Raw genomic sequence first — 11,979 nt, forward strand, 5'->3', positions numbered from 1 at the left:
TGCACGTGTCCGACGTGCCGTGCCGTCCCGGCCACCCTTCCGGCTGCCGTGCGCCGCGCCCGCTGCTCGCGGGGTCTGCGCTCCGGCCGGTGCCCTTCGCGTCGCCGGTGGTCAGCCGGCCGCTCTGGCACCTGGGGGTGAGCCCGGGTAGTGCTCGTTGCACTGGGAACGAAGCTACGAGCCGGATAAGGGAGCGCCAAACGTTTTCGGGTCATCCCAGGTCAATCGAGGGTTACCGACGGTATTGATCAAGCAAATCAAAGCCAAATGACCGTTTTGACCACATTTGCGAAGTTCAAATCACGCTCCGGTGTGGCCCGGGCCACTTCTGAAGCCCTGTGAGGTCGGGCACATCATCGACACGATGCGACCACTCGCTCACCCACAGCAGTCAGATCTGCGGCAAATCCCGTCGGAGCCGGGCTCACCCGTGACCCCTGCCACAGGGGCCCGTTGGTAATGGCGGCCGGGCGCGCGTCCGTGCCGGGTCCCAACCGACCGCCGCGATTCCCCGACACCCATGTCCCGGACCAGACCACAACAGAGGAGCCTTCGTGCCGCGCATGCTCGATGTGAGCGAGGACGTACGAGCCGAGATCGGCGACGACGAGGCCGACCGCCTGCTGGGCGGCGCCCACGCGCCGGATGCCTATGACTGCACCTCGTGCCGGCAGCCCGGCGATTCCCTCCGGGAGCCCACCAGCACCGTGCTGTTCGTCGGCGACGAGACCGCGGTCCTCGCCTTCGCGCACTCCCGCTGCATCCCCTCCCAGGTGGTGACGGTCTCCGAGGAGCAGCTGCTTGGGGCGGTCCGCAGCATCAGCCAGACCCAGGGCAGCGCCACCGGCCCGGCCGCGCCACCGGTACCGGGGGGACCCGCCGCGTCGGCCGGGATCCCCACGTCGGCCGGGATCCCCGCATCGGCCGGGTTCCCGGCGCCCGCCTCGGTCCAGGCGGCCGGCCCCGCCACCTCGGACCCCACGGCCCCGACGGCCCCGACGGCCCCGACGGCGCCGGTGGCGCCGGTGGCCCCGAGCGCTCCTGCGGGCGCCGCACCCGTCGCCGGGAACCAGCCGGCCGTCCTCGGCGTGACCTGCGGACTGGTGCTCTGCGGCGACACGGGGCACGCCGCCCTGGTGGTCGAGCCCACGGGTCCGGTCGGCCGGCCGGGCAGCAACTCCGGCGAGGACGAGTTCCTCTCCCTGCTCGTCGAACACGGCTTCCAGCAGGTCACGGAGGTCAACCAGGCCCCGGCACGCCCGCTGGCCGGATGGTCGGTGCTGATGGCAATCGGTCAGCTGCACGCGATCCTGCAGCCCTCGGCGACCGGTGGCAGCGCCGCCTGGTGGCAGGCGCACCAGCCGCTGCAGGTCACCGACGCCTGGCGGGCCGCGGCGGCCAAGCAGTCCGAGGTGATCATGTACGCGGTGCCCGCCGAGACCATCGGCCGCCAGCCCCGGGAGGACCTGCTGCGGTTCGCCCTGGACCGGGCGGCGAGCCAGGGGCGCCTGGTGGCCGGCATGCTCCCGCTGGCCGGTACCTGAGCAACTGGCCACTGGGGCACCTGGGCGGCCCAGCGGCCGACGTCGGTGGCCCACGCCGCGCGTGTGACAGCTGGGGGGCGTGTGGCGCGCGGTGACCGCCCCTCAGTAGCTCAGGGCGCCGTGCATCACCCCCGCATCCCCTGACCGGCTCACTCGTTGGCCCCCATGTGTACAGCTATGACGTCGCCTCCCCCAGCCGTCCTTCCGCCGCCGGCCGCTCCATCCCGAGCATGCGCCCGTCGTACGACGCGGAGCACCCGTCCTCGGCCACCCCGATCTACGACACGCTGTACTCCGAGTACCGCCGGCTCTTCCGTGCGCTACCGGGCGACCGGTCGGACGAGGAGAACATGCGGTTCACCGGCTTCGCCGTACGGGAGCCGGTGCGGCACGAACTGATGCCGTACCAGCAGCACCAGAGCTTCCAGACCTTCGCCGGGCAGACCCACGGGGCGCCGCAGTTCATGCCCGCGCAGCAGTCGGCGCCCGGCCAGTTCGGGGGCGGCGCATTCGGGGGCGGTGCGTTCGCGGGCGGTGGCACGTTCGGGAACGGCGGCAGCGGTGGCGGGGCCGCCGGGAACACCGGGCCCGGCCAGTACGGCGGCGCACCCGCACCCGGCTCCGCCAACGGCCAGGGCTGGGTGGCCGCCGGCTACCTCGCGCCGTCCCAGTCCGCGGCGGCCGCCCCCGGTACCGCGGCAGGATCGGTGGCGTCCGCTCCCCCGAACTCCGAGAGCGGAACGGGGAACGGGAACGGCGTCGGCCCGGGCGGCCGACACCGTTCGATGCTCTCGCTCCCGCCGGGCCGGGCCACCGGCCCGAGCTGACGACTGCCCAACGTCGGCCGACGTCAGGCACACGGCACGCGCAGACGGCAGACGACGCACAGACGGCGGAGGCCGGACAGTACGTGACTGCCCGGCCTCCGCCGTCGTTCCACTCGTCCCGCCAGTCGTCCCGCCAGTCGTCCCGCCACCCGGCTCATCACCGCGCGGCGCACCCGGTCAGGGACCGACCGGGCCGGGGCGCCCGAAGCAGCCGCCCGGCCGCGCCGGGCGCCCCACCCGCCGGACTACTTGCGGCGGCGCTTCTCCCGCACCCGGACGGAGATCGAGATCGGCGTCCCGACGAAGCCGAACTCCTCGCGCAGCCGGCGCTCGACGAAGCGCCGGTAGCCGGCCTCCAGGAAGCCGGAGGAGAACAGCACGAACCGCGGCGGCCGGGTACCGGCCTGGGTGCCGAACAGGATGCGCGGCTGCTTGCCGCCCCGGACGGGGTGCGGGTGGGAGGCCACCAGCTCGCCGAGGAAGGCGTTCAGCCGGGAGGTCGGGACCCGGGTCTCCCAGCCCGCCAGCGCGGTCTCGATCGCCGGGACCAGCTTCTCCATGTGCCGGCCGGTGAGCGCCGACACGTTGACCCGGGGGGCCCACTGGACCTGGACGAGGTCGCGCTCGATCTCGCGCTCGAGGTAGTAGCGGCGCTCCTCGTCGAGCTGGTCCCACTTGTTGTAGGCGACCACGACGGCGCGGCCCGCCTCGACGGCCATCGAGATGATCCGGGTGTCCTGCTCGGCCAGCGTCTCGCTGGCGTCGATCAGGACCACCGCGACCTCGGCCTTCTCCAGTGCGGAGGAGGTGCGCAGCGAAGCGTAGTAGTCGGCGCCGGCGGTCAGGTGGACCCGGCGGCGGATGCCCGCGGTGTCGACGAACTTCCAGGTCTTGCCGCCGAGTTCGATGAGCTCGTCGACCGGGTCGCGGGTGGTGCCGGCCAGCGGGTTGACGACCACCCGCTCCTCGCCGGCGACCTTGTTGAGCAGGCTCGACTTGCCGACGTTCGGGCGGCCGATGAGCGCGACGCGGCGCGGGCCGCCGAGGCTGCCGGCCCCGAAGGTCTGCGGCGGGGCCTCCGGCAGGGCGGCCAGGACGGCGTCCAGCAGGTCGCCGGAGCCGCGGCCGTGCAGGGCGGAGACGGGGTACGGCTCGCCGAGGCCCAGCGACCAGAGGTAGGCGGCCTCGGCCTCGGTGGACTGGCCGTCGACCTTGTTGGCGCACAGGACGGTGGGCTTGCCGGCCTTGCGGATGATCTTGATCAGGGCTTCGTCGGTGTCGGTCGCGCCGACCGTGGCGTCGACCACGAACAGGACCGCGTCGGCGGTCTCGATGCCGAGCTCGGCCTGCGCGGCGACCATCGCGTCGAGGCCGAGGACGTCGAGCTCCCAGCCGCCGGTGTCGACCAGCTTGAAGCGGCGGCCGTTCCAGGTGGCCTCGTAGGTGACGCGGTCGCGGGTGACGCCCGGGCGGTCCTCGACGACCGCCTCACGGCGGCCGATGATGCGGTTCACCAGGGTCGACTTGCCGACGTTCGGGCGGCCGACGACGGCCAGCACCGGAAGCGGACCGGCGGAGGCGCTGTCGAGGTCGGCGTCGATCTCCTCGGAGTCGAAGCCCTCCTCGGCGGCGAGGGCCATGAACTCGGCGTACTCCGCCGAGTCCAGCTCGCCGTGCACGGCCGGGGTCTCGTTGCTCATCTTCGTTTTTCCATTTCCCGGCGCGGCCCTTCCCAGGGGCGCGCCGTGCGTACCTGCCCTGGCGGGCAGCGCGAGTACTGCGTGGTGCGGTCGGTTACCGCGGGTCTACGGGTACCGCCGGCGAGGCCGGCGGGCACGGCGGAGGGGTCAGACGGCCGACAGGCCGGCCCGCTCCTCCACCAGGGTGGCGATCCGGTCGATCACCTGGTCCAGGGTGAGCGCGCTGGTGTCCACCAGGACCGCGTCGGCGGCCTGGGTCAGCGGGGCGGTCGCCCGGGAGGAGTCGGCGGCGTCGCGGCGGGCCAGGTCGGCGGCCATCGCGGTGATGGTCGCCTCGTCGACGCCCTTGGCGCGCAGTTCGGCGGCCCGGCGCTCGGCGCGGGCCGTCTCGGAGGCGGTCAGGAAGATCTTGACGGTGGCGCCGGGGAACACCACCGAGCCCATGTCACGGCCCTCGGCGACGATGCCGCGCTCGGCGACCTCGGCGCAGCCCCGCTGCAGCTCGACCAGCCGGGCGCGGACGGCCGGCACGGCGGAGACGGCGGAGACCTGGGCGGTGACCTCGGGGCCGCGGATCGGGCCGGAGACGTCCTGGCAGTCGACCGTTATGGTCGGGCCGGCCGCGTCCGTGCCGGAGACGATCACCGGCTTGCCGCAGGCGATGGCGACCGCCTCGGGGTCGTCCACGTCGACGTCGTTGGCCAGCATCCACCAGGTCATCGCCCGGTACATGGCACCGGTGTCCAGGAAGCTCAGCCCGAGCCGGGCGGCGACCGCCCGGGAGACGGTCGACTTGCCGGAGCCGGAGGGTCCGTCGATGGCGACGACGACCGGGGCGTGCGCTCGGTCGGCAGTGTCCACGGGGCGAACCTCTCTCCATACAACCAGGGTGACTACGTCAAGGTTAGACGACCGCGGGACGGCTCCCGCCCCACCCGGTCGGGCGACGGGGGTTCCGGGCGCCCGCCCCGGTCCCCCACCGCCCCCGCCGCGCCCCGGTGGCCCGCGCCCCCACAGCCCCGGATCCCCCGGTGTCAGTCCCGTACGCTCCAGCCGCGCTCGCGCAGCCCGACCGTGAGCGGCTTGACCGACCCCGCGGCGACGGCGAGGTGGACGTGGCCGACCTGCTGGCCGGTGGAGTGCTCGATGGTGACGTCCTCGATGTTCACCCCGAGCACGCCGACCTCGCCGAACAGCCGGCCCAGCTCGCCCGGCTGGTCGCCGAGGACGACGGTGACCGTCTCGTACCGGGTGGGCGGGGCGCCGTGCTTGCCGGGGATACGGGCCTGCCCGGTGTTGCCGCGGCGCATCACCGCCTCGATCCCGGCGGCGCCGGAGCGGCGCTCGCCCTCGTCGGCGGCCTGCAGGGCGCGCAGCGCGGTGACGGTCCCGCCGAGGTCCGCGGCGACCTCCTCCAGGATGTCGGCGACCACTCCGGCGTTGGCGGAGAGGATGTCCACCCACAGGGCCGGGTTGGATGCGGCGATCCGGGTCACGTCCCGCACGCCCTGCCCGGAGAGCCGGACGGCGGTCTCGTCGGCGTGTTCGAGCCGGGCGGCGACCAGCGAGGACACCAGCTGCGGGGCGTGCGAGACCAGGGCGACGGCCCGGTCGTGGGCGGCCGCGTCCATCACGATCGGCATGGCCCCGCAGAGCGCGACCAGCTCCAGGACCGCGTTGAGCGTGCCGGTGTCGGTGTCCGGGGTCGGGGTGAGCACCCAGGGCCGGCCCTCGAACAGGTCGGCGCGGGCGGCCAGCGGGCCGGAGCGCTCGCGGCCGGCCATCGGGTGGCTGCCGATGTAGTGCACGGTGTCGCAGCCGAGCGCGACCACGTCCGCCCGGGGCCCGGCCTTCACGCTCGCGACGTCGGTGTACCAGCGGGCCAGGCCGCGGCGCTGGCAGTCGGCGAGCACCTTGCCGACCAGGGCGGGCGGTACGGCGATGATCGCCAGATCGACCGGGCCGTCGGCCGGGTCCGTGGTACCGGCGCCGAGCGAGGCCGCGGTGCGGGCGGCGTCCGGGTCGGCGTCCTCCAGGTGGACGCTCACCCCGCGGCCGCTGAGGGCGAGGGCGGCGGAGGTGCCGATCAGTCCGGTGCCGACGACGACGGCGGTGCGCATGGGTGCGGGTCTCCTGTGGTGCCGGTGGCGTGGGTCCGATCATCCTCCCTCACGGCGTCCCGCCGCCGCACGCGGTGTCCGGAAGGGAGCCTTCCCGCCGGCACCGGCAGGGCGCACCCGAACCACCGGGCCCGGCGGGAACCGCACGCCCGCCTGCGGTGTCCACACCCCCGACGCGCCGCGGACCTGCCCCGGAAATCACCGGACAGCCGGGTCGGGGCGCGGCAGACTGGCCCGGACCGTCGCAGGACGGAGCGCCGCAGGAGGAACACCGCAGGACGGACCGCCGCAGGACGGACCGCCGCCCACGGCAGCCGGAGCGGGCGACCCGACCGCAGGCAGCGCGAGCAGAGCAGGGCACGCAGAGCAGAGCAGGACAAGGCAGGCAGGCGAAGGGGGCAGCAGGGTGACGGACCGGACAGCGCGCGGCTGGGAGTCGGAGCTCGACTCCGTCACGGTGTACGCCACGGGCGCACTCTGCCGCAGACGGGCCCGCGGCGTCGTACCGCCCGACGGCCGGGTCCGGCTCGCCGGGCTGCCGCGGTCGCTGGACGCGGGGTCGCTGCGGGCCCGGGTGCTCGGCGAGGGCGGCGCGCGGGTGACGGAGGCCAGGCTGGAGGTCGAGGCGGAGCTCCACGACCCCGGCGACCTGCCCGGGCTGCGCCGCCGCCTGGAGGTCGCCCGCGACGCGCGGGACGCGGCGGACGAGCGGCACACCCGCCAGCTCGGGCTGATCGCGGAGGTGTCCGCGCTGCGGGCCGTCCCCCCGCCGCGCCGCCGCGAGGAGCCGCACCGCCGTACGCCCGCGGAGGCCTGGCTGGAGCTGGCCGACTTCGTCGACGAGCGCCTGGCCGCTCTGCACGAGCGGGCCGCCGTGCTGACCGAGGACCTGCGGCTGGCCGAGCACGCGCTCGCCGTCGCCGAGGACGAGCTGTCGCGGGCGTCCGACGCGGCTCCGGCGCGGCCGGTGGCGACCGGCGCGACCGCGCTGCTCACGGTCCTCGGTGCCGGCACCGACGCGGTCGAACTGGAGCTGGAGTACGGCGTGCCCGGCGCGGTCTGGGTGCCGACCTACCGGCTGAGCCACCGCCAGGGCGAACCCACCGCGGAGCTGGTGCTGCGCGCCTCGGTGGCGCAGCGCTCGGGCGAGGACTGGACGGGAGTGCGGCTGTCGCTGTCCACCGCGGACCTGCGGCGCCGCACCGAGCTGCCGCGGCTGCGGTCGGTCCGGATCGGCCGCCGTCAGCAGGCGCCTGCGCCGTCCGGGTGGCGCGAGCCACCCGCAGGGCTGGCCGGGCTGTTCGCGGACTACGACGCGGCGGGCCCGGCACCCGCCGCCGGCCGGGACCTCCCGCTGCCGCCGCCCGCCGCGCGGCCCGCCGCCGTGCCCTTCGCCGCCCCGCCGCCGGCCCCGGTCGCGGTGGGCGGTGCGCCGGGCCACGAGGCAGCAGGTGGCTACGGCGGCATGCTCGGCGTCCCGGAGCCTCCGGCGGCCCCCTGGCCCGCCGCCCCGGGCGGGGCGCCGCCGCCGGCCCCGCAGGCAGCGATGCCCGTCCGGTCCGCGGGCTTCGGCGGCAGCGCGCCGCGGGCCGACGTCCTGCGGTCCCGGGTGGCCGCGGAGCCGCTCGCCAAGAAGGCGTACGAGCCGTCCCCGCCGCCTCCGCCGCCGGGCCCGCCGCAGCCGGACGCGGCGCTGCTCGACTACGCGGCGCTCACCCTGGCCGGCCCCGGCGAGCCGGGTCCGCGCCGCGGGCAGCTGCTGCCCCGGCAGGGCACCGACCCGGTGGCCGCCGAGTACCGGCGCCGGGCCGAGCAGGTGGCGGCCCTCCCGCTGCCGGGCCACGCCGTGCGTCCGCGCGAGTCGGCCGGCTCGTTCGACCACCGCTTCGACGCGGCCGCGCCGGCCGACATCCCGTCCGACGGCACCTGGCACACCGTCACGGTCGCCGTGCTGCCGGTCGGGGTGCGCACCGAGTACGTCTGCGTGCCGGCCGTCGAGGAGGCCGTGTACGCGACGCTGGTGCTGGCCAACGCCACCGACCAGGCGCTGCTCGCGGGCCCGGTGGAGGTGTCGGTCGACGACGAGCACCTGCTCACCGCCGCGCTGCCGACCCTCGCGCCCGGCGGCAGCCGGCGGGTGGGCCTCGGCCTCGCCGAGGGCATCCGGGTGGCCCGCCGCACCGACCTGCGGGAGTCCACCGCCGGGATGCTCAACAACACCACCGTGCTCGACCACCGGGTCCACATCGAGCTGGCCAACCGCCTGTCCCGGCCGGCCGTCGTGGAGGTCCGCGAGCGGGTGCCGGTCAGCTCCGACCCGGACGTCCGGATCGAGGAGCGGGCCGGCTGGCGGGCGCCCGAGCAGCCGTCCGGGAGCTACCCGCCGAGCGCCCGGCTGTGGCGGGTGGAGCTGCCCGCCGGCGGCACCGCCGAACTCGACGGCGGCTACGAGATCCGCATCCCGGCCGGCAAGGCCCTGGTCGACGGCAACCGCAGGAGCTGACACCCATGACCACCGAGCCGACCACCCGCCCGGACGCCACGGCGCCCGCCGCACCGATCCCCCTGCCGGTCACGGCCGTCACCTGCCTGGAGGACCGCGCCCAGGTCGAGCGGACCACCGTGCTCGACCTGGCCGCCGGGGTGCAGCGGCTGCGCCTCGGGCCGGTCACCGCGCTGGCCGTCGACCGCACCCTGCACGCCGAGCTGACCCCCGCGGACGCGAACGCAGGCACGGGCACGGACGTCCCGGCCAAGGTGCTGGACGTACGGCTGGTCCGCAGCTGGACCCCCCGTGCGCCGCTGCCGCCCACCGATGACGACTCGCCGCTGCGGCACCGGATCCACGCCCTGACCCGGGACCAGCTCGCCGAGGGCCGGCAGCAGGAGCGGCTGCAGGCGCGGCTCGCCCTGCTCGGGCAGCTCGCCGCCGACCTGCTGCGGGAGATCGGCGAGGGAGCCGGGCTCGGCGAGGTGGAACGGGCCCGGTGGTCCCGCGAGCTGGACCGGGTCGACGCCGCACGGGAGGACTGCGGCGAGCGGCTGCGGGCCTCCCGGGCCCGGCTGGCCGCGCTCTCCGACGAGCTGGCCGAGGCCGTCCGCGCGCTGGACGAGGCCGAGCAGGACCCCGCCGACCTGGTCGCGTACGTCGAGCTGACCGTGCAGGCGCAGACCGCGGGTCCGGTCGGGCTGCGGCTCGGCCACCTGACGCCGTGCGCGCTGTGGCGGCCCGCCTACCGGGCCACCCTGGCCGGTGACGGGCTGCGGCTGGAGACCGAGGCGGTGGTCTGGCAGCGCACCGGCGAGGACTGGTCGGGCGCGCGGATGTCCTTCTCCACCGCCCGGTCCGCGCTGGCCACCGACCCGCCGAGGCTCACCGAGGACCGGCTGACCCTGCGCGAGCGCTCCGCCGAGGAGCGCCGCACGGTCGAGGTGGAGCTGCGCGAGGAGGAGATCGGCAGCACCGGCCCGGCGCCGCTGGACGGTCTGCCCGGGGTGGACGACGGCGGCGAGGTCCGGGTGCTGCGGGCACCGCACGCCGTCTCGGTGCCGGCCGACGGCCGGGCGCACCGGATCCCGCTGGACGTCCTCGACACCACCGCGAGCAGCGAGTACGCCTGCGCGCCGGAGCTGTCCCCGCTGGTCACCCAGGTGGTCCGGTTCCGCAACGACTCCGGGCACGCGCTGCTGGCCGGACCGGTCGACCTGATCCGCGGCAGCGGCTTCACCGGCCGCGGCGAGCTCGCCTTCACCGCGCCCGGCGCCCCCGCCGAGCTGGCCTTCGGCAGCTCGGACGGCTACCGGGTGGTCCGGGAGACCGAGGAGAGCCGCGCGTCGGCCGGGCTGACCCAGCGCACCGTGGTCACCCGGACGGTACGGCTGCACCTGTCCCGTTTCTCCGGTCCGGAGGAGCACGACGAGCAGGTGGTGGCGGTCCGCGAACGGATCCCGGTCTCCGAGGTGTCGGCCGTCGAGGTCCGGCTGCGCAAGGAGTCGTGCGTCCCGGCGCCGGACGAACTGGACGCCGAGGGCATCGTCCGCTGGCAGGTGGCGCTGCCGCCGGGCGGCCGCCGCACCGTCACGCTGGTGTACGAGGTGTCGGGCACGGCCAAGGTGGCGGGCCTGTGATCCGCCCCCGGGCGGGGCGGTGACCGGGGGTCCGGGGCGCGGCCGGCAGGATCCACGCCGTCAACTCCGGTACCCATCCGGTACAAAAGAGGCATGATCTACCATCTCGCCCCCCTCGACGACTGGCTGCGCGACCCCGGCCGGCCCTACACGGCGGCCTCGCTGCTCACCGACGGCTTCATCCACTGCTCGCCCGACGAGCCGACCCTGCTGGCCGTGGCCAACGCCTTCTACCGGGACACGCCCGACCCGCTGATGGCGTTGCTGATCGAGGACAGCCTGGTCGAGCCGATGGTGAAGTGGGAGGCCGCCACCGGCGGGCCGCCGCCCGGCGCCACGCCCGGCGCGCTGTTCCCGCACATCTACGGCCGGCTCAACCGCACCGCGGTGCTCGGACTGGAGAAGCTCGAACGCGGGCCGGACGGGCTCTGGGCCACCCTCATCCCCTGGAGCTGACCGGTCGCGCCCACCGCGACCGCCAGGCCCCCTGCGCCACGGCCCGGCCGGGCCCGGCGCCGCTAGAGCCAGCCGCGCTCACGGGCCGCCATGCCCGCCTGGAAGCGGGTGGTGGCGCCCAGCTCCCGCATCAGGCCCTGCAGCCGGCGCTGGGTGGTGCGGGCGCTCCAGCCGAGCGAGCGGGCGATCGACTCGTCGGTCAGGCCGGCGGCCAGCAGGCCGAGCAGCTTGAGGTGGTCGGCGTCGGGGCCGGCCGCACCGTCGCCGTCGCCGATCGCGGTCTGCAGCGGCACCGCCCGCTCCCACTCCGCCTCGAACAGCGCGTCGAGCGCCTGGAGCAGAGCCGACGGGTGGATCACGTACGCGGCGTCCAGGACGGCGTCGCCGACGCTGATCGGGATGATCGCCATCCGGTCGTCCGACATCATCATCTTCATCGGCAGGGTGGGCCGGACCCGGGCCTCCTCGCCGTCCTCGACGCCGACCAGGATCTCCTTCTCCAGCCGGCCCGGCCAGGCGATGGCCTCCTTGTCGAAGACCGTGCGGAACCGGATCCCGGAGCGGAGCTTGGCCCGCTGCCGGGGCAGGTTGGCCACCGGGTCCTGGATGTACGGCGGGCAGTCGAAGCCGCGGACCTGGTAGTGGCTGGTCTCGATCAGGTGCTCCAGCCGCTGGGCGATGGCCTCGCCTCCGGTGAGCACCTCCACCGAGTGCGCCGGGTCGGTGAACCGGGAGGCCTCCCGGAAGGCGTCCATCAGCCGGTGCATCTCGGCCCGGGCGCTGCGCAGCTGGGCCTCGCGGTGGCCGATCAGGGTGCCGATGGCGACGTCCGGGGCGACCGCCAGGTAGCGGTCGCGGTCCACCGGCGCCCGGGTGGCCATCCCCTGGTCGGCCAACCGGTCGAGCGCGTCCTGGCTCTGCCGGAGCGTCAGGCCGCACTGGTCGGCCAGCTCACCCGCGGTCGACTGCGGTGCGATCACCAGCTCCGCGTACACCTGCCCGTCCGGCCGTCCGAGGCCGAGCACTCCGAATGCGTCGAGCATGCCGCTCCTTCCCCCACCCCCGGCCACGGCTGGGCCGTGGCGTGATTACGCCATCGAAGAAGGCGAGTTTTCGTGGCCATCCTGTGCCACGGATCCGCGCGCTGACAAGGCACTGCGGCGAGGCTCACACCAAGCTCTGGCAAAAGCACCCGGGCCCCTCC

The 11,979-nt window shown here is 75.5% G+C and carries 9 protein-coding genes; 5 read left to right on the forward strand and 4 right to left on the reverse strand.

Annotated elements, in window-relative coordinates; genetic code table 11:
* Window positions 1-563: 563 nt before the first annotated feature.
* Both AC2TEW_RS08230 and AC2TEW_RS08235 read left to right on the forward strand, forming a co-directional pair.
* Entirely contained in the window at window positions 564-1,544 is a 981-nt protein-coding gene (locus AC2TEW_RS08230; protein WP_484622716.1) for a DUF8842 C-terminal domain-containing protein, read from the forward strand.
* 230 nt (window positions 1,545-1,774) lie between these two features.
* A complete protein-coding gene (locus AC2TEW_RS08235; RefSeq protein ID WP_484622682.1) occupies window positions 1,775-2,371 on the forward strand; it encodes a hypothetical protein in 597 nt (198 codons plus the stop codon).
* 245 nt (window positions 2,372-2,616) lie between these two features.
* Here the strand turns inward: AC2TEW_RS08235 and der are convergent, their stop codons facing one another.
* The 3 genes from der to AC2TEW_RS08250 form a co-directional block, all read right to left on the reverse strand.
* The gene (der, locus tag AC2TEW_RS08240) at window positions 2,617-4,071 is read right to left on the reverse strand and encodes a ribosome biogenesis GTPase Der (protein WP_484622683.1); all 1,455 of its coding nucleotides are present in this window, start codon (window positions 4,069-4,071) and stop codon (window positions 2,617-2,619) included.
* 147 nt (window positions 4,072-4,218) lie between these two features.
* Window positions 4,219-4,932, reverse strand: coding sequence for a (d)CMP kinase (cmk, locus tag AC2TEW_RS08245; protein WP_484622684.1), 714 nt, complete (start codon window positions 4,930-4,932; stop codon window positions 4,219-4,221).
* A gap of 173 nt (window positions 4,933-5,105) precedes the next feature.
* Window positions 5,106-6,191, reverse strand: a complete 1,086-nt coding sequence (locus AC2TEW_RS08250) for a prephenate dehydrogenase (protein WP_484622685.1) — start codon at window positions 6,189-6,191, stop codon at window positions 5,106-5,108.
* 406 nt (window positions 6,192-6,597) lie between these two features.
* On the opposite strand from AC2TEW_RS08250, the gene AC2TEW_RS08255 reads away from it, so the two are divergent.
* The 3 genes from AC2TEW_RS08255 to AC2TEW_RS08265 all read left to right on the forward strand — a co-directional run bounded on the left by AC2TEW_RS08255 (window position 6,598) and on the right by AC2TEW_RS08265 (window position 10,775).
* On the forward strand, window positions 6,598-8,694 hold the full coding sequence (locus AC2TEW_RS08255) for a DUF4139 domain-containing protein (protein ID WP_484622686.1): 2,097 nt from the start codon (window positions 6,598-6,600) through the stop codon (window positions 8,692-8,694).
* A 5-nt stretch (window positions 8,695-8,699) separates the two neighbouring features.
* The gene (locus tag AC2TEW_RS08260) at window positions 8,700-10,319 is read left to right on the forward strand and encodes a DUF4139 domain-containing protein (RefSeq protein ID WP_484622687.1); all 1,620 of its coding nucleotides are present in this window, start codon (window positions 8,700-8,702) and stop codon (window positions 10,317-10,319) included.
* A gap of 93 nt (window positions 10,320-10,412) precedes the next feature.
* On the forward strand, window positions 10,413-10,775 hold the full coding sequence (locus AC2TEW_RS08265) for a DUF952 domain-containing protein (RefSeq protein ID WP_033820860.1): 363 nt from the start codon (window positions 10,413-10,415) through the stop codon (window positions 10,773-10,775).
* Between the two features lie 62 nt (window positions 10,776-10,837).
* Here AC2TEW_RS08265 and AC2TEW_RS08270 read toward each other — a convergent pair whose 3' ends face one another.
* Complete coding sequence (locus AC2TEW_RS08270; protein WP_484622688.1) at window positions 10,838-11,818, reverse strand: TrmB family transcriptional regulator; 981 nt, start codon at window positions 11,816-11,818, stop codon at window positions 10,838-10,840.
* Window positions 11,819-11,979 lie beyond the last annotated feature (161 nt).

This window comes from Kitasatospora sp. NEAU-CNBT7, from assembly GCF_057220535.1.

Bases quoted from the DNA above. Each gene is read 5' to 3' on its own strand.
- AC2TEW_RS08230 (WP_484622716.1), top strand. From the start codon at position 564: ATGCTCGATGTGAGCGAGGACGTACGAGCCGAGATCGGCGACGACGAG.
- AC2TEW_RS08235 (WP_484622682.1), top strand. From the start codon at position 1,775: ATGCGCCCGTCGTACGACGCGGAGCACCCGTCCTCGGCCACCCCGATC.
- der (WP_484622683.1), bottom strand. From the start codon at position 4,071: ATGAGCAACGAGACCCCGGCCGTGCACGGCGAGCTGGACTCGGCGGAG.
- AC2TEW_RS08250 (WP_484622685.1), bottom strand. From the start codon at position 6,191: ATGCGCACCGCCGTCGTCGTCGGCACCGGACTGATCGGCACCTCCGCC.
- AC2TEW_RS08260 (WP_484622687.1), top strand. From the start codon at position 8,700: ATGACCACCGAGCCGACCACCCGCCCGGACGCCACGGCGCCCGCCGCA.
- AC2TEW_RS08265 (WP_033820860.1), top strand. From the start codon at position 10,413: ATGATCTACCATCTCGCCCCCCTCGACGACTGGCTGCGCGACCCCGGC.
- AC2TEW_RS08270 (WP_484622688.1), bottom strand. From the start codon at position 11,818: ATGCTCGACGCATTCGGAGTGCTCGGCCTCGGACGGCCGGACGGGCAG.